This is a genomic window from Streptomyces sp. NPDC086077, assembly GCF_040686175.1.
In the GTDB taxonomy this organism is placed as follows: domain Bacteria; phylum Actinomycetota; class Actinomycetes; order Streptomycetales; family Streptomycetaceae; genus Streptomyces.
The window spans coordinates 24,076-40,267 of sequence record NZ_JBFBJT010000008.1 but is presented as its reverse complement, the minus strand read 5'-3'; the positions used below and the strand labels follow the sequence as shown (position 1 = coordinate 40,267).

16 protein-coding genes are annotated in these 16,192 nt (G+C 71.1%); 6 read left to right on the top strand and 10 right to left on the bottom strand.

Annotation, left to right across the window (positions count from 1 at the left end; all coding sequences use genetic code 11):
* Positions 1-103 precede the first annotated feature (103 nt).
* The gene (locus AB0O67_RS04190; RefSeq protein WP_365445769.1) at positions 104-595 is read left to right on the top strand and encodes a hypothetical protein; all 492 of its coding nucleotides are present in this window, start codon (positions 104-106) and stop codon (positions 593-595) included.
* 80 nt (positions 596-675) lie between these two features.
* Here the strand turns inward: AB0O67_RS04190 and AB0O67_RS04185 are convergent, their stop codons facing one another.
* The 4 genes from AB0O67_RS04185 to AB0O67_RS04170 form a co-directional block, all read right to left on the bottom strand.
* Positions 676-1,800 (bottom strand): GuaB3 family IMP dehydrogenase-related protein, encoded by a 1,125-nt coding sequence (locus AB0O67_RS04185; RefSeq protein ID WP_365445766.1) that lies wholly within the window; start codon positions 1,798-1,800, stop codon positions 676-678.
* 128 nt (positions 1,801-1,928) lie between these two features.
* Positions 1,929-3,431, bottom strand: a complete 1,503-nt coding sequence (guaB, locus tag AB0O67_RS04180; protein WP_365445763.1) for an IMP dehydrogenase — start codon at positions 3,429-3,431, stop codon at positions 1,929-1,931.
* Between the two features lie 144 nt (positions 3,432-3,575).
* Positions 3,576-4,163: a sigma-70 family RNA polymerase sigma factor gene (locus tag AB0O67_RS04175; RefSeq protein WP_365445760.1), complete on the bottom strand. Its 588-nt coding sequence runs from the start codon at positions 4,161-4,163 to the stop codon at positions 3,576-3,578.
* Positions 4,164-4,782: 619 nt separating this feature from the next.
* Positions 4,783-5,394: a response regulator transcription factor gene (locus tag AB0O67_RS04170; protein ID WP_003948568.1), complete on the bottom strand. Its 612-nt coding sequence runs from the start codon at positions 5,392-5,394 to the stop codon at positions 4,783-4,785.
* A 381-nt stretch (positions 5,395-5,775) separates the two neighbouring features.
* Between AB0O67_RS04170 and AB0O67_RS04165 the strand changes: the two genes are divergently transcribed.
* On the top strand, positions 5,776-6,102 hold the full coding sequence (locus AB0O67_RS04165) for a WhiB family transcriptional regulator (RefSeq protein ID WP_365445757.1): 327 nt from the start codon (positions 5,776-5,778) through the stop codon (positions 6,100-6,102).
* 59 nt (positions 6,103-6,161) lie between these two features.
* On the opposite strand, the gene AB0O67_RS04160 is transcribed toward AB0O67_RS04165, so the two are convergent.
* Entirely contained in the window at positions 6,162-7,058 is an 897-nt protein-coding gene (locus AB0O67_RS04160; RefSeq protein ID WP_365445754.1) for a LysR family transcriptional regulator, read from the bottom strand.
* A 79-nt stretch (positions 7,059-7,137) separates the two neighbouring features.
* On the opposite strand from AB0O67_RS04160, the gene AB0O67_RS04155 reads away from it, so the two are divergent.
* The 3 genes from AB0O67_RS04155 to AB0O67_RS04145 all read left to right on the top strand — a co-directional run bounded on the left by AB0O67_RS04155 (position 7,138) and on the right by AB0O67_RS04145 (position 9,494).
* Complete coding sequence (locus AB0O67_RS04155; protein ID WP_365445751.1) at positions 7,138-7,806, top strand: MOSC domain-containing protein; 669 nt, start codon at positions 7,138-7,140, stop codon at positions 7,804-7,806.
* 82 nt (positions 7,807-7,888) lie between these two features.
* Positions 7,889-8,662 carry an SDR family oxidoreductase gene (locus AB0O67_RS04150; protein WP_365445748.1) on the top strand — a complete coding sequence of 258 codons (774 nt, stop codon included), beginning with the start codon at positions 7,889-7,891 and terminating at the stop codon, positions 8,660-8,662.
* Between the two features lie 124 nt (positions 8,663-8,786).
* Positions 8,787-9,494, top strand: a complete 708-nt coding sequence (locus AB0O67_RS04145) for an ester cyclase (RefSeq protein WP_365445745.1) — start codon at positions 8,787-8,789, stop codon at positions 9,492-9,494.
* A 105-nt stretch (positions 9,495-9,599) separates the two neighbouring features.
* Here the strand turns inward: AB0O67_RS04145 and groL are convergent, their stop codons facing one another.
* From groL to AB0O67_RS04125, 4 genes are all read right to left on the bottom strand, one after another.
* Positions 9,600-11,228, bottom strand: a complete 1,629-nt coding sequence (gene groL / locus AB0O67_RS04140; RefSeq protein ID WP_365445742.1) for a chaperonin GroEL — start codon at positions 11,226-11,228, stop codon at positions 9,600-9,602.
* A 115-nt stretch (positions 11,229-11,343) separates the two neighbouring features.
* Positions 11,344-11,652 carry a co-chaperone GroES gene (gene groES / locus AB0O67_RS04135; protein ID WP_053135717.1) on the bottom strand — a complete coding sequence of 103 codons (309 nt, stop codon included), beginning with the start codon at positions 11,650-11,652 and terminating at the stop codon, positions 11,344-11,346.
* Positions 11,653-11,865: 213 nt separating this feature from the next.
* Entirely contained in the window at positions 11,866-12,573 is a 708-nt protein-coding gene (locus AB0O67_RS04130) for a polysaccharide deacetylase family protein (protein WP_365445900.1), read from the bottom strand.
* An 86-nt stretch (positions 12,574-12,659) separates the two neighbouring features.
* Positions 12,660-13,514 carry a polysaccharide deacetylase family protein gene (locus tag AB0O67_RS04125; RefSeq protein ID WP_365445739.1) on the bottom strand — a complete coding sequence of 285 codons (855 nt, stop codon included), beginning with the start codon at positions 13,512-13,514 and terminating at the stop codon, positions 12,660-12,662.
* A 153-nt stretch (positions 13,515-13,667) separates the two neighbouring features.
* On the opposite strand from AB0O67_RS04125, the gene AB0O67_RS04120 reads away from it, so the two are divergent.
* Positions 13,668-14,831, top strand: a complete 1,164-nt coding sequence (locus tag AB0O67_RS04120; RefSeq protein WP_365445736.1) for a methyltransferase domain-containing protein — start codon at positions 13,668-13,670, stop codon at positions 14,829-14,831.
* 28 nt (positions 14,832-14,859) lie between these two features.
* On the opposite strand, the gene AB0O67_RS04115 is transcribed toward AB0O67_RS04120, so the two are convergent.
* On the bottom strand, positions 14,860-16,140 hold the full coding sequence (locus AB0O67_RS04115) for a DUF6596 domain-containing protein (RefSeq protein ID WP_365445733.1): 1,281 nt from the start codon (positions 16,138-16,140) through the stop codon (positions 14,860-14,862).
* Positions 16,141-16,192 lie beyond the last annotated feature (52 nt).

Sequence of the window (16,192 nt, the reverse complement as noted above, 5' to 3'; positions counted from 1 at the left end):
CGCTGGTGGAGCGGCCGGGGGTGCCTGTTACTCTTCGGCGTCCCTGTCGCACACCTGTGCGCGGATGCCCATCGTTCATCAGTCCCGTGGGGGGATTTCTGTCATGACCCAGTCAGTGCCACCGCAGCCGACCGACGGCAACCCGTTCGCCCAGCAGCCGGTCCCCGTCCCGCCGGCACCGTCCGCGCCCGCGCGGGGCAACGTCGCCCTCGGCGTCCTCGCCGCCGTCGTGGCTGCCCTGGTCAGTGCCGGGGTCTACGGCGCCGTCGTCGGCGCCACTGAGTACGAGATCGGCTTCGCGGCGATCGGCGTCGGCTTCGTGGTCGGTTTCGCGGCCGGCAAGGTCGGCGGCGCCAACCCGGTGCTGCCCGTGCTGAGCGCCGTGCTCTCCCTGGGTGCCGTCTACCTCGGGCAGCTCGTCGGCGCCGCGATCCTCGCCGCCGATCTGCTCGGCGTCTCGGCGACCGAGATGTTCACCGGCCACATGGACCTGCTGATGGAGGCCTGGCAGGAGTCCGCCGACGCGATGACGTTCCTGTTCCTGGCCATCGGCGCGTTCGCCGCGTACTCGGGCGCCAAGAAGGCGGCCGCGTAGTCGAGCGGACCGAAAGGGCCCGTCCACCGAGCGGTGGACGGGCCCTTTCGCGTAGGGCGGCCTGCCGGCGGCACGCGGACCTACCGGCGGTGCTGCGAGTCCGCCACCGTCACCTCGACGCGCTGGAACTCCTTGAGCTCGCTGTAGCCGGTGGTGGCCATCGCGCGGCGCAGGGCACCGAAGAGGTTCATCGAGCCGTCCGGGGTGTGCGACGGGCCGGTGAGGATCTCCTCCAGGGTGCCGACCGTGCCGAGGTCGACCTTCTTGCCGCGCGGCAGTTCCTCGTTGACGGCCTCCATACCCCAGTGGTGGCCCTTGCCCGGGCCGTCGGTCGCGCGGGCGAGCGGGGAGCCCATCATCACCGAGTCGGCGCCGCAGGCGATCGCCTTGGCCAGGTCGCCGGACCAGCCGACACCGCCGTCCGCGATCACGTGCACATAGCGGCCGCCGGACTCGTCCATGTAGTCCCGCCGGGCCGCCGCCACATCGGCGACCGCCGTGGCCATGGGGACCTGGATGCCCAGGACGTTGCGCGTGGTGTGCGCGGCGCCGCCGCCGAAGCCGACCAGCACGCCGGCCGCGCCGGAACGCATCAGGTGCAGGGCCGCGGTGTACGTGGCACAGCCGCCGACGATCACCGGCACGTCCAGCTCGTAGATGAACTGCTTCAGGTTCAGCGGCTCGTGCGAGCCGGAGACGTGCTCCGCCGACACCGTCGTACCGCGGATGACGAAGATGTCCACGCCCGCGTCCACGACGGCCTTCGAGAACTGCGCCGTGCGCTGCGGGGAGAGCGCGGCCGCGGTGACCACGCCCGAGTCGCGCACCTCCTTGATGCGCCGGCCGATCAGCTCCTCCTTGATCGGCGCGGCGTAGATCTCCTGGAGGCGGCGGGTCGCGCTGCCGGCGTCCAGCTCGGTGATCTCGTCGAGCAGCGGCTGCGGGTCCTCGTACCGCGTCCACAGGCCTTCGAGGTTCAGCACGCCCAGGCCGCCGAGCTCGCCGATGCGGATGGCCGTGGCCGGTGAGACGACCGAATCCATGGGAGCGGCCAGGAAGGGCAGCTCGAAGCGGTAGGCGTCGATCTGCCAGGCGATCGAGACCTCCTTCGGGTCCCGCGTACGGCGGCTGGGGACGACGGCGATGTCGTCGAAGGCGTACGCCCGGCGGCCGCGCTTGCCGCGCCCGATCTCGATCTCAGTCACGTGTGTGGCCTTTCCCTGATGCGTTACAGCGCCTTCCAGTATCCCCGACGGGTACGCCAAGGGCGGCCCCGGAACCCCGGGACCGCCCTTGAGCAGGCCTCGCGCGCGCGTGGCCGACACCTACTGCGCTACTTGCGGCTGTAGTTCGGCGCCTCGACCGTCATCTGGATGTCGTGCGGGTGGCTCTCCTTCAGGCCGGCGGAGGTGATCCGCACGAAACGGCCCTTGGTCTCCATCTCCTCGATGGTGGCGGCGCCCACGTAGCCCATGGTCTGGCGCAGACCGCCGACGAGCTGGTGCAGCACGTTGGCCAGCGGGCCGCGGTAGGGCACCTGGCCCTCGATCCCCTCGGGCACGAGCTTGTCGTCGGAGGCCACCTCGGCCTGGAAGTAGCGGTCCTTCGAGTACGACCTGCCCTGGCCGCGGGACTGCATGGCACCCAGCGAGCCCATCCCGCGGTACGACTTGAACTGCTTGCCGTTGATGAACAGCAGCTCGCCCGGCGACTCCTCGCAGCCGGCGAGCAGGCTGCCCAGCATCACCGTGTCCGCACCGGCGGCGAGCGCCTTGCCGATGTCGCCGGAGTACTGCAGGCCGCCGTCGCCGATCAGCGGGATACCCGCCGGACGGGCCGCGAGCGAGGCCTCGTAGATGGCGGTGACCTGCGGGACGCCGATGCCCGCCACCACGCGCGTGGTGCAGATCGAACCGGGGCCCACGCCCACCTTGATGCCGTCGACACCGGCGTCGATCAGGGCCTGCGCGCCGTCGCGGGTGGCGACGTTGCCGCCGATCACGTCGACGTTCACACTCGACTTGATCTTCGACATCCAGCTCAGGGCGTTGCTGCTGTGGCCGTGGGAGGTGTCCACGACCAGGAAGTCCACACCGGCCGCGGCAAGCGCCTGGGCGCGCTCCAGCGCCTCGGGGCTGGCACCCACGGCGGCGCCGACGAGCAGGCGGCCCTCGGCGTCCTTGGCGGCGTTCGGGTACTTCTCCGCCTTGACGAAGTCCTTGACCGTGATCAGGCCCTTGAGGACGCCCGCGTCGTCGACCAGCGGCAGCTTCTCGATCTTGTGGCGTCGCAGCAGCTCCATGGCGTCCTGACCGGAGATGCCGACCTTGCCGGTGACCAGCGGCATCGGGGTCATGACCTCACGCACCTGACGGCTGCGGTCGCTCTCGAAGGCCATGTCGCGGTTGGTGACGATGCCCAGCAGCCGGCCGGCCGGGTCGGTGACGGGCACACCGCTGATGCGGAACTTGGCGCACAGCGCGTCCGCCTCGGCGAGCGTGGCCTCCGGGTGCACCGTGATCGGGTCGGTGACCATGCCCGACTCGGATCGCTTCACCAGGTCGACCTGGTTCACCTGGTCCTCGACGGACAGGTTGCGGTGCAGCACACCGACGCCGCCGAGACGGGCCATCGCGATCGCCATGCGCGACTCGGTGACCTTGTCCATGGCGGCGGACAGGAGCGGGATGTTGACGCGGACATTGCGGGAGATGCGGGACGAGGTGTCGACCGCGTTGGGCAGCACCTCGGACGCGCCCGGCAGCAGCAGCACGTCGTCGTAGGTCAGCCCGAGGGTCGCGAATTTTCCGGGCACTCCGTCGACGTTGGCAGTCATGACACCTTCCCCAAATGGCCTTGCTCGGTGCGGATGTCCATGCTAACGGGAAGCACGGCCGGCAAATTCCACGGTTGTGGACGGTTGAGGGCTTCGTATGTTCGTACGGAAGGCCGCTCGCGCATGTTCATCCGCCGGGCCCGTCTACTGTTCGGCGAGCGCTCGCAGTCTGCTGAGCGCGCGGTGCTGGGCCACCCGGACCGCGCCTGGTGACATTCCCAACATCTGACCGGTCTCCTCCGCCGTGAGGCCCACGGCGATGCGCAGCAGAAGCAGCTCGCGCTGGTTCTCGGGCAGGTTGGCCAGCAGTTCCTTGGCCCACTCGGCGTCACTGCTGAGCAGCGCCCGCTCCTCGGGACCGAGCGAGTCGTCCGGCCGCTCGGGCATCTCGTCGGAGGGGACCGCCGTCGAGCCGGGGTGCCGCATGGCCGCCCGCTGGAGATCGGCGACCTTGTGCGCGGCGATGGCGAAGACGAAGGCCTCGAAGGGGCGTCCGGTGTCCCGGTAGCGCGGCAGCGCGAGCAGGACGGCGACGCAGACCTCCTGGGCCAGGTCCTCCACGAAGTGGCGCGCGTCCCCCGGAAGGCGGGAGAGCCGGGTGCGGCAGTAGCGCAGCGCCAAGGGGTGCACATGGGCAAGCAGGTCGTGCGTGGCCTGCTCGTCCCCCTCGACCGCGCGGTGGACGAGCGCACCGATCGCCCCTGGGGCTGTGGCCGCCTCGTCGTCACGCATCGGTCCATGGTGCCTTGCGGCCGGATGGTCCGCGGCACTGCCTCCGTTGTTGTGCACCGAAGCGTTATGAGTAGGTGCGCCGGAAGTCATCCCCTGCGCCCTCCCCTTCCGCTCGACCGACTCGTCCCCGAGGAACTCCACACCTCAAGGATGCGGCATCCGCGCCGAAACAAGCAGCGTCCGTCCTCCGGAACGCCCCGCCACGACTGCCGCCCGCGGGGGATCCGGGCCGCCCCGGTCCCTCGGCGCGACCCCTGTGACCACGTACGACAGCACTCAGGACGACGCGATCACCCGTACGCCGGAATGCCACCGGCCGCACGACGAAATCCGTGGCCCGTCGGTCGTCCCCACGGACACGTGACCCGTCCGAGCACCTGGTACGGATCCGGCGGGCCGTCGCCCCGGAAGCGCGCCGGGCACCGACCCGACACACCACCCAAGCGCCTGGGCGCCCGGCATGCGGGACGGAAGCCGGCGGGTTCCGCACGGGCCCGGTGTGGGCGGCGCCGTGCGGCGGGCCGGCGTTCCCGGACCGGCAGGGAGGTACCCCCATCGTGTCGCCTCCTCCCCCATCCGAGCGGGGGCTCGTCGCCGCCCCCGCTCACCGGGACACGCGTCAGCGCACCAGACCCCAGCGGAAACCGAGCGCCACCGCGTGTGCGCGGTCCGAGGCGCCGAGCTTCTTGAACAGACGGCGGGCGTGGGTCTTGACCGTGTCCTCGGAGAGGAACAGCTCGCGGCCGATCTCGGCGTTGGAGCGGCCGTGGCTCATGCCCTCCAGCACCTGGATCTCACGCGCGGTGAGCGTCGGCGCCGCACCCATCTCGGCGGACCGCAGCCGCCGCGGGGCGAGCCGCCAGGTCGGGTCGGCGAGCGCCTGCGTGACCGTGGCACGCAGCTCCGCCCGCGAGGCGTCCTTGTGCAGGTACCCGCGAGCGCCGGCGGCGACCGCGAGGGCCACTCCGTCGAGGTCCTCGGCGACGGTGAGCATGATGATGCGCGCACCGGGGTCGGCTGACAGCAGCCGCCGCACCGTCTCGACGCCGCCCAGTCCGGGCATGCGTACGTCCATCAGAATCAGATCCGAGCGGTCGGCACCCCAGCGGCGGAGGACTTCCTCGCCGTTGGCCGCCGTCGTCACGCGCTCGACACCGGGCACGGTCGCGACCGCGCGGCGGAGCGCCTCTCGGGCAAGCGGGGAGTCGTCGCAGACGAGGACGGAAGTCATGGCCGCCCTCCGCAGCTGATGCGCGTCACCTTGAGCCTCCAGGCTGGTACGAAATCGTCACCTGTGCGGTCGACCGTCTCGGACGCCTGCCCGAGCGCTTGTGTTTTCAACCGCCTCCGCACTCTCAACGACGGTCACTCGAAAGAGTTACGGGGCCGTGTGCCATCTTCGGCACTCTACGTGAGGGCGCGGACACGGTGCAGACATGCACGAGGGACCCGCAATCTTTCATCACAACCCATGCCCCATTTAGACCCATTTCTTCCCATCTACTGGTGTCTGAGGCTAGATTCGCAATGAGTCATATTTTCATCTCCTTAGATCGTAGATGTACGGTCGTGGGCACCGTATCCGCTCAGAACGGCTACAAGGGGTCACACAATGGCAGATTTCTCCCGCCTTCCCGGACCGAACGCGGACCTGTGGGACTGGCAGCTCCTCGCTGCCTGTCGCGGGGTCGACAGTTCGCTCTTCTTCCATCCGGAGGGCGAGCGCGGGGCGGCGCGGAGCGCTCGCGAGAACTCGGCCAAAGAGGTCTGCATGAGGTGCCCTGTCCGCGCCCAGTGCGCGGCACACGCCCTTGCGGTGCGCGAACCGTACGGCGTGTGGGGCGGGCTGACCGAGGACGAGCGCGAGGAGCTCATGGGTAGGGCCCGTCACCGGCTGGTGCCGGCGTCGACGGGCGGCAACACCGCTTCGAACACCTGAAGGAACGTTTCTCCAGATGGAGCACGCCCGAGCGTGTCTCTGACCTCCGACGCGCGTGGCTAGCGGGTCGCCGCCCGCGCCAGCTGATCCAGCGTCGCCCGCACCGCCGGCACCTGCGCCAGATCGGGCAGCGTCAGCGCGACGATCTCCCGCCGCACCGCCGGTTCCAGCGTCACCGCGCGCGCCCCCCGGGGCCGTACGGACTCGATCGCCAGTTGTGGCAGTACCGCCACCCCCAGCCCCGCGCCCACCAGGCCGATCACCGCCGGATAGTCGTCGGTGGCGAAGTCGATGCGCGGCGTGAAGCCGGCCCCCGCGCACACCTCGATCAACTGGCCGCGGCAGCGCGGGCAGCCCGCGATCCACGGCTCGTCCACGAGTTCACCGATGGCGACGGACCGTGACCGCGCGAGCCGGTGCCGTTCGGGCACCAGCGCGACCAGGCGGTCGCTCAGCAGCGGCCGTACGACCAGGTCGTCCCATTCCTCGGCGCCCACCGCACCCTCGTAGCGGAACGCGAGCGCGACGTCGCAGTCGCCGGCCCGCAGCTTGTCGACGGACTGGGGCGGCTCGGCCTCCTCCAGGGACACCCGGGTGCCGGGGTGTGCGGCACGCAGGGCGGCGAGGGCGGTCGGCACGAGCGTCGAGCTGCCGCTGGGGAAGGACACCAGCCGGACCCGTCCGGCGCGCAGCCCGGCGATCGCGGCGACCTCCTCCTCGGCGGCGGTGAGCCCGGCGATGATGCCCGCGGCGTGCCGTACGAGCGCCTCGCCGGCCTGCGTCAGCCGCATCTCCCGTCCGGTGCGCACCAGCAGGGGCGTGCCCACGGAGGTCTCCAGCGCCTTCATCTGCTGACTGACGGCGGGCTGTGTGCAGCCCAGCTCGCGCCCCGCCGCGGAGAAGGAGCCGGTGGCGGCGACGGCGCGCAGGACGCGCAGATGACGAGCCTCGATCACCCTCCAAGCATAAGCGAGTCTTGGGTACCACGGCGAATAATGCGTGGACGCTTTGGCCCTTGTCGCCTACCGTTCCGCCATGAGGCTTCTGTCTGTGAACCTGGGCCGCGCCAAGGCCGTCACCTACACGGACCACCCCCAGGGCATCACCGGGATCGACAAGCGCCCGGTCGACGAACCCGTACGCGTGGCGGCACCCGGCCCGAAGGGCGTCGGGGCGAGCGGGCTGGCCGGGGACGCGGTGTGCCACACCCGTCATCACGGCGGCGACGACCAGGCCGTGTACGCGATGGCGCGCGAGGACCTCGACGCGTGGGAGCGCGAGCTGGGACGCCCCCTGACCAACGGCCGCTTCGGCGAGAACCTCACGACGTCGGGCCTCGACGTCTCCGGGGCGCTGATCGGCGAGCGCTGGCGGATCGGGCGCGAGGTGCTGCTGGAGATCACCTCGCCGCGGATCCCCTGCCGAACCTTCCAGGGCCATCTGGATGAACGGGGATGGGTGAGGCGGTTCACGCGTCGGGCGGCTCCGGGGGCGTATCTGCGCGTCCTGGAGCCCGGCGAGATCCGTGCGGGCGACCCGGTCGAGATCGTGCACCGGCCGGCCCATGAGGTGAGCGTCGCGCTGGCGTTCCGCGCGGGGACGACGGAGCGGACGCTGCTGCCGCGGCTGCTGGAGGCCGGCGCGTCCCTGCACCCGGAGTGGCTGGACATGGCGAGCGGGTACGCGGCGCCCCAGGACGCCTGACCGCAGGTCACGAGGGTGTAACCCGCGAAAACTTCACTGTCGGCGCCCGTCGGCGCGCAGCCCGGGTCACTACCCTTGGCCCATGACAACGGCTCTGATTACGGGATCGACCGCGGGAATCGGCGCCGCGTTCGCGCGGCGGCTGGCGGCGGACGGGCACAACCTCGTCCTGGTGGCCCGCGACACCAAACGCCTCCGCGAGCAGGCGACCGAACTGCACGACCGGCACGGCATCGAGGCCGAGGTACTCGGCGCCGACCTGGCGACCGACGCCGGCATCGAGGCGGTCGCCTCCCGTCTCGCCGACCGCAAGAACCCCGTCGACCTCCTGATCAACAACGCCGGTTTCGGCAACAAGGGCCGCTATCTCGACGTCTCCATGGACGACGAGCTGAAGATGCTCAAGGTGCACTGCGAGGCCGTCCTGCGGCTGACGTCGGCGGCGACCGACGCGATGCGGGAGCGGGGCCGCGGCGGCGTCGTGAACGTCGCCTCGGTCGCGGCCTTCCTGCCGCGCGGCACCTACGGCGCGTCCAAGGCCTGGGTCGTCCAGTTCACCCAGGGCGCGGCCCGCGACCTGGCGGGCACCGGCGTACGGCTGATGGCGCTGTGCCCCGGCTTCGTCCGCACCGAGTTCCACGAGCGGGCCGGTATGGGCACGGACAACATCCCGGGCTGGATGTGGCTCGACGCGGACAAGCTGGTGGCCTCGGCCCTCGCGGACCTGGCCCGTGGCAAGACCCTCTCGGTCCCGGACCCCCGCTACAAGGCCCTCATGGGTGTGGTGAAGGTGGCGCCGCGCGGACTTCTCGGCGGCGTCAGCTCGCGGGCGGGACGGAAGTACGGGCCTCAGTAGCCGGTGTCACCGCGCTCCGGCGTGGTCGCGGGGCCGCCGCTCCTCGGTGGCGGCCAGGCGCCGGGCGGAGCTGGTGGGACAATGGAGCCGTGCACCGGGACCCAGGGGGGACGGGAGGCGGGCCATGACATTCGTACAGGTCATCGACTGCAAGACCACCCGGTTCCAGGAGCTGGATCGGCTGATGGACGCCTGGGTCGAGCAGACCAAGGGCAAGCGGACCGCGACGCACAGCCTGATCGGGAAGGACCGGGGCGACGCGTCGCACTTCATCGAGATAGTGGAGTTTCCGTCGTACGAGGAAGCGATGCGGAACTCGACCCTCCCGGAGACCGACCGGATCTTCCAGGACATGATCGCCCTGTGCGACGAGACGCCGACGTTCACCGATCTGGACGTGATCCGGGACGAGCAGTTGTCCAGCGCCACGGTCCGGCGGTTCTTCGACCTGGCGGGGACGCCCGGTCAGCTGCCGCCGCTGGACGAGGTGATGACGGAGCACTACCGCGGTCATGATCCTGCGAACGTGGAGGACACGATCGGGATGGATCACGTCCGGCGCGAGATGCGGGTCTGGCGGGACGGGTTCGACTTCGCCTTCAGCATCGAGGATCTGATCGCCGAGGGCGACCGGGTGTGCGCGCGGTGGTTCTGGAAGGGCACGCACAAGGGCGAGTTCCTGGGGATCGCGGCCACCGGGAAGGCCGTCACGATGACGGGTACCACGGTCTTCCGGTGCGGCGGGGACGGAAAGCTCGCCGAGGGATGGTGGGAGTACGACCGGCTGGGGCTGATGGAACAGCTGGGCGCCCTCGACGAGATGGAGCGTTAGGGCCGCCGAGCAGGTACTGGCCGAAGAGGTACTGACAGACCCGCGAGGGGAAACAGCGAGGCCCGGCACCCATCGGGTGCCGGGCCTCGCCAGGTGTGGCCGAGGTCAGTGCGCGTGACCGTGACCGTGGCCGTGGCCCGCGGCCTCCGGCTCCTCTTCCTTCTTCTCGACGACCAGGGTCTCGGTCGTCAGCAGCAGGGAGGCGATGGAGGCGGCGTTCTCCAGGGCGGAGCGGGTGACCTTGACCGGGTCGATGACGCCGGACTTGATCAGGTCGCCGTACTCACCGGTGGCGGCGTTGTAGCCGCTGCCCTTCTCCAGCTCGGCGACCTTGGAGACGATGACGTAGCCCTCCAGGCCGGCGTTCTCGGCGATCCAGCGCAGCGGCTCGACGGCGGCGCGGCGAACGACGGCGACACCGGTGGCCTCGTCGCCCTCCTTGCCGAGGTTGTCGTCGAGCACCTTCACGGCGTGGACGAGCGCGGAGCCACCACCGGAGACGATGCCCTCCTCGACCGCGGCGCGGGTCGCGGAGATGGCGTCCTCCAGACGGTGCTTCTTCTCCTTGAGCTCGACCTCGGTCGCGGCGCCGACCTTGATCACGCACACGCCGCCGGCCAGCTTCGCGAGGCGCTCCTGGAGCTTCTCGCGGTCCCAGTCGGAGTCCGTGGCCTCGATCTCGGCCTTGATCTGCGCGATGCGGCCCTCGACGTCCGCCTTCTTGCCGGCACCGTCGACGATCGTGGTGTCGTCCTTGGTGACGGTGACGCGGCGGGCGCTGCCGAGGATGTCCAGACCGACCTGGTCGAGCTTGAGGCCGACCTCCTCGGAGATGACCGTGGCGCCGGTGAGGGTCGCCATGTCCTGGAGCATCGCCTTGCGGCGGTCGCCGAAGCCGGGGGCCTTCACCGCGGTGGCGTTGAAGGTGCCGCGGATCTTGTTCACGACGAGGGTGGAGAGGGCCTCGCCCTCGACGTCCTCGGCGATGATCAGCAGCGGCTTCGAGGCGTTGCTCTGGATGATCTTCTCCAGCAGCGGCAGGAGGTCCGCGATCGCGGAGATCTTGCCCTGGTGGATGAGGATGTACGGGTCGTCGAGGACGGCCTCCATACGCTCCTGGTCCGTCACGAAGTACGGCGACAGGTAGCCCTTGTCGAAGGCCATGCCCTCGGTGAAGTCCAGCTCCAGACCGAAGGTGTTGGACTCCTCGACGGTGATGACACCGTCCTTGCCGACCTTGTCCATCGCTTCGGCGATCAGCTCGCCGACCTGCTGGTCCTGGGCGGACAGCGCGGCGACGGCGGCGATGTCGGACTTCTCGTCGATCGGGCGGGCGGAGGCCAGCAGGTCCTCGGATACGGCCTTGACCGCGGCGTCGATGCCCTTCTTCAGGGCGGCCGGGGAGGCGCCGGCGGCGACGTTCTTCAGGCCCTCACGGACCAGCGCCTGGGCCAGGACGGTCGCGGTGGTCGTACCGTCACCCGCGATGTCGTTGGTCTTGGTCGCCACCTCCTTCACCAGCTGGGCGCCGAGGTTCTCGTAGGGGTCCTCGACCTCGACCTCGCGGGCGATGGTGACGCCGTCGTTGGTGATGGTGGGGGCGCCGAACTTCTTGTCGATGACGACGTTGCGGCCCTTGGGGCCGATCGTCACCTTCACCGTGTCGGCGAGCTTGTTGACGCCGCGCTCGAGGGCGCGACGGGCGTCCTCGTCGAACTTCAGGATCTTCGCCATGGCAGCGGGAGCCCTCTCGGAAAGTCTGCGGTAAATGAACTGCGCCCCGGACGCCCGGCTTCGTTATCGGTCGCGGGGGCCAGGGGCGCAGCTCAAACGGTGTGCTGTGGGTGAACTACTTCTCGATGATCGCGAGGACGTCGCGAGCCGAGAGGACGAGGTACTCCTCGCCGTTGTACTTCACCTCGGTGCCGCCGTACTTGCTGTAGAGAACGACGTCGCCGACGGAGACGTCGAGCGGAAGACGGTTGCCGTCCTCGAAGCGGCCCGGGCCCACGGCCAGGACGACGCCCTCCTGGGGCTTCTCCTTGGCGGTGTCCGGAATGACCAGGCCAGAGGCGGTGGTCTGCTCGGCGTCGAGCGGCTGGACCACGATGCGGTCCTCGAGCGGCTTGATGGCAACCTTGGAGCTGGTGGTCGTCACGATCCGACCTCCCCCTTCGGAGATCTCACGGGGTTAACTGTCTGAGGTGGCGACCAGGTGGATCCGTCGTCGCGGGTGCCGGACCTGCCCGTCGCTGTGTTGGCACTCTCCAGTGGGGAGTGCCAGAGCCGAGACTATGACTGCGGTTAGCACTCGGTCAAGCGGAGTGCCAATTGGCCGCGGCGCGTCGGCCGTGGCGACCGGTGCCGCACCTCAGAGGTAGTCCTCCAGCCGCCCCACCGTCAGCCCCGCCTCCTGGACCCGCCGGAGCAGGAGGGTTGTGCGCTCGCGGAGCATGGGCTCGGGCGTCTCGGTCGAGGGGACCGAGACGATGTCGCCGGGGCGCAGGCGGACGGGGCCCTTCATGAAGGTGAGGTCGGCCGCGTTCATCGTGGCGCGCCACAGGACGATCGCCTTGATGCCGCAGTCCACGGCCGCCTTCCGGGTCGTCGTGTCGTACGTGCCGTAGGGCGGGCGGAACAGATGCGGGCGGACGCCGAAGCGGACGCGGAGCTTCTGCTGCTGGCCGCAGATCTCGGCGCGCTGGCCGGCGTACGGCAGCCCGCGCAGGGCGGCGTGGTCGAGGGTGTGGTTCTGGACGCTCGCGCCGACCGCGCGGAGCCGCGCGAAGTGGCCGTAGCCGGGGCCGACGACGCTGTCGGTGAGGAACATGCTGACCGGCAGGCGCAGTTCGCGGACCATGTCGACGAAGCGCGGGTCCTTCTCGGCGCCGTCGTCGAAGGTGAGGAAGACGACCTTGTGGGAGGTCGGGATGCGGTCCAGGACCGGGGCCAGTCCGTCCACCGGCCGGGCGACGTGGCGCAGCGGCGAGGGCGGCGGGGAGAGCGGCGCGGACAGCCCCCAGCGGCGGTGGGGCGGGGGCTGCGAGGCCGCGGAGCCGGGTGCCGCCCCCGCTTCCACGGACCGCCCGTGCGGGCCGTCGGGCAGGGCGCAGCTGGTCAGCAGGGCCAGCAGCAGCGCGGCCCCGGCCGTCCACCCGCGCCGAATCACAGGTAGTCCTCCAGGCGGCCCACCGCGTATCCCTTCGCCGTGACCTTGTCGAGGAAGACTCGGATCATGTCGGGCATCTCGCCCGCCCAGTCGTCGGTGCCCCGGAAGTGGCTGAGGACGATGTCGCCGGGGTGGATGTCGCGGTCCCACTCGCGGTAGTCCCAGCGGTCCACGAAGACCTCCTCGTTCCACAGCGGGACGTGGGTGACGCCGCAGTCCTTGGCGGCGTGCAGGGTGTCGGAGTTGTAGTTGCCGTAGGGCGGGCGGAACAGGAGCGGGCGTTTGCCGTAGCGCTCCTCGATGACGTCCTGCATGCCGCAGATCTCGCGCTTCTGCTCCTCGTAGGACAGGCCGGGCAGGTAGGGGTGGTTGAGGGTGTGGTTGTTCAGGCCGACCCCCCTGGCCTGCATCTTCCGGAAGTAGCCGTAGTCCTCGCTCACCAGGTAGTCGCTGAGGAACGCGGTGTACGGGATCTTCAGGTCGCTCATCATCCGCAGGAACGCCGGGTCCTTCTCGGCGCCGTCGTCGATGGTGAGGAAGACGACCTTCTCCTTGGTGGGGACGGTGGTGAAGACCGGCGGAAGCCCCTGCTCCTCGTGTCCGTCCACCTCGAAGCCGTCGCGGGTGGTGATCTCCGGTTTCCGGGCGGGCGGTGCCGGTGCCCGCAGCGGGGTCTCCTTCAGGCCCCAGCGCTTCGCGGCGGCGACCCGGGCGGCCTGCTCGGCGCGGAGTTTGGCGGCGTATCCGTCCAGGGCGCGGGCCGGAGGCGCCTTGAGGGGCGGCGGCGCCTCGGTGCTCCGGGTGCACCCCGAGGCGATGGCGGCTGCGGTCAGTACGGCGACCCCCGCCATGGTCGTCGTGGCCCTCCGGCGGCCATTCGGCCCTTTTTTGTCATTTTGTACTACTAGTTCCATGGGGCCGGATCCTCCCAGGCCCCGCCCCCGAACCCCCGCTGACACCGCCGCCGGAGGCGGACCATCCACCGACTGGCCGACAATGTCCCGGTGAACGACCTCGCCCCTCTCCTCACACCCGAAGGCCGGGCCCTCCTCGACGAGGTGCGCGGCACCGACCCCGCCCGCGAACTCGCCGTCGCCACCCGGCTGCGCCGCGACCATCCGGCCGATCTGGTGTCGGCGGCGCTCGGCCAGGCGCGGTTGCGGCAGCGCGCGGTGGCCAAGTTCGGGACGGCGGACGCGGAGCGCATGTACTTCACGCCCAACGGGGTCGAGCAGTCGACACGGGCGAGCGTGGCGGCGTATCGCGCGCGGCGCTTCGTCGAGCTGGGCGTGACCTCCGTGGCCGACCTGTGCTGCGGGATCGGCGGGGACGCGATCGCCCTCGCCCGCGCCGGGATCCGCGTCCTCGCCGTGGACCGCGACCCGCTGACGGCGGCCGTCGCGCGGGCGAACGCCGAGGCGCTGGGCCTGGACGGGCTCGTCGAGGTGCGCGAGGCGGACGTCACCGAGGTGGACGTGTCGGCGTACGACGCGGTCTTCGTGGACCCGGCGCGCCGCGGCGGGCGGGGCCGGATCTTCGACCCGGAGGCCTACTCGCCGCCCCTGTCCTGGGCGGTCCGGGCGGCCGCGACCGCCCCGCACGCCGCCCTCAAGGTCGCGCCCGGCATCCCCCACGAGGCGGTGCCCGACGCCGCCGAGGCGGAGTGGATCTCGGACGGCGGGGACGTGAAGGAGGCGGTGCTGTGGTTCGGCACCGAGCCCGGCCTGGTGCGCGCCACCCTCCTCCCCGGCCCGCGCACCCTCCGCTCGCGCGGCCTGCCGAATCCGGCGGTACGCCCGGTCGGGCGCTATCTGTACGAGCCCGACGGCGCCGTCGTCCGCGCCCATCTGGTCGCCGAGGTGGCCGCCGAGGTCGGTGGCGGGCTGGTCGACGAGACCATCGCGTACGTCACCTCCGACGAAGCGCACCCGACGCCGTACGCCTCCGCCTACGAGATCACCGACCGACTCCCTTTCAACGTCAAGAAGTTGAAGGCCCTGTTGCGGGAGCGGGAGGTGGGGATCCTGACCGTGAAGAAGCGGGGCTCGGCGGTCGAGCCGGAGGAACTCCGCAGGAAGGTGAAGCCGCAGGGCCCCCACTCCGCGACGGTGTTCCTGACCCGGGTCGCGGGGGCCCCGACGATGCTGATCGGCCACCCGGCGAACTGACCGGCCCCCGAGGCGGCCGCAGCCGCGGTCAGCCGCAGTCGGCCGCCCGGCGCAGCAGCAGCTCACGCTCCCGCTCGTTGCGGGCCAGGGCCGCCGCGCGCTCGAACTCCGCGCGGGCCTGCTTCCTGCGGCCCAGCCGGCTCAGCAGGTCGCCGCGGACGCTCGGCAGGAGGTGGTAGTCGCGCAGGGCGGGTGCGGCGGACAGGGCGTCGACCATCTCCAGGGCGCGGGACGGGCCTTCGGCCATGGAGACGGCCACGGCTCGGTTGAGTTCGACGACCGGCGACGGGGCGCGGTCGGCGAGCAGGCCGTACAGCGTCGCGATGCGCGGCCAGTCGGTCTCCTCGTACGTGTACGCGTGGGCGTGGCACGCGGCGATGGCGGCCTGGAGGGCGTACGGGCCCGGGGCGCCGGTGGCGGTGGCGCCGGCGCGGGTCAGGGCCGTGATGCCGCGGGCGACGAGGAGGCGGTTCCAGCGGCGCCGGTTCTGGTCCTTGAGGAGCACGGGTTCACCGTGCGGGCCGGTGCGGGCGGCCGTGCGGGACGCCTGGAACTCCAGGAGCGCGGTCAGGCCGTGGACCTCGGGCTCCTTCGGCATCAGACCGGACAGCACGCGCGCCAGGCGCAGGGCGTCCTCGCACAGGCCGGGCCGCAGGAGATCGTCGCCTGCCGTGGCCGCGTAACCCTCGTTGAAGATCAGGTAGATGACGTCCAGGACGGAGGACAGACGCGCCTCGCGGTCGGGGCCGTAGGGCACCTCGAAGGCGATGTTCCTGTTCGCGAGCGTGCGCTTGGCGCGGACGACGCGCTGGGCGACCGTCGCCTCCGGGACCAGGAAGGCGCGGGCGATCTCGGGTGTCGTCAGGCCGCCGAGCAGGCGCAGGGTGAGGGCGATGCGGGCCTCGGAGGACAGCACCGGGTGGCAGGCCGTGAAGACCAGCCTCAGCAGGTCGTCGTCGATGCCGTCCGGGTCGGCGGGCTCCTCCGGCGGGGCCGCGCCCGGCAGGTCCCGGCCGATCTCCTGGAGCTTGCGGGCGTAGTTCTCCCGGCGCCGGACCAGGTCGACGGCGCGATGCCGGGCGGTGGTCATGAGCCAGGCGCCGGGGTTGTCGGGCACACCGTCCCGCGGCCACTGCTCCAGCGCCGCGACCAGTGCGTCCTGCGCGAGTTCCTCGGCGATGCCGACGTCCCGGACGATCCGGGCGACGGCGGCGATGATCCGGGGCGACTCGATGCGGAAGACGGTCCCGACGGTGTGCCGGGCTGCGTCCGCGCTGCCGCCCGGGGCGGCGGTGGGCTGTGGTTCCACAGCCCACCATCGAACACCCCGCGCGGCCCCGGGCCAAGCGGGACCGGGGTGG

What these genes read in the sequence shown, in the direction of transcription:
- AB0O67_RS04145 (WP_365445745.1), top strand. Translation starts at nt 8,787, where the DNA reads ATGACATTCGTACAGGTCATCGACTGCAAGACCACCCGGTTCCAGGAG.
- AB0O67_RS04190 (WP_365445769.1), top strand. Translation starts at nt 104, where the DNA reads ATGACCCAGTCAGTGCCACCGCAGCCGACCGACGGCAACCCGTTCGCC.
- AB0O67_RS04125 (WP_365445739.1), bottom strand. Translation starts at nt 13,514, where the DNA reads ATGGCGGGGGTCGCCGTACTGACCGCAGCCGCCATCGCCTCGGGGTGC.
- AB0O67_RS04175 (WP_365445760.1), bottom strand. Translation starts at nt 4,163, where the DNA reads ATGCGTGACGACGAGGCGGCCACAGCCCCAGGGGCGATCGGTGCGCTC.
- AB0O67_RS04170 (WP_003948568.1), bottom strand. Translation starts at nt 5,394, where the DNA reads ATGACTTCCGTCCTCGTCTGCGACGACTCCCCGCTTGCCCGAGAGGCG.
- groL (WP_365445742.1), bottom strand. Translation starts at nt 11,228, where the DNA reads ATGGCGAAGATCCTGAAGTTCGACGAGGACGCCCGTCGCGCCCTCGAG.
- AB0O67_RS04155 (WP_365445751.1), top strand. Translation starts at nt 7,138, where the DNA reads ATGAGGCTTCTGTCTGTGAACCTGGGCCGCGCCAAGGCCGTCACCTAC.
- AB0O67_RS04150 (WP_365445748.1), top strand. Translation starts at nt 7,889, where the DNA reads ATGACAACGGCTCTGATTACGGGATCGACCGCGGGAATCGGCGCCGCG.
- AB0O67_RS04165 (WP_365445757.1), top strand. Translation starts at nt 5,776, where the DNA reads ATGGCAGATTTCTCCCGCCTTCCCGGACCGAACGCGGACCTGTGGGAC.
- guaB (WP_365445763.1), bottom strand. Translation starts at nt 3,431, where the DNA reads ATGACTGCCAACGTCGACGGAGTGCCCGGAAAATTCGCGACCCTCGGG.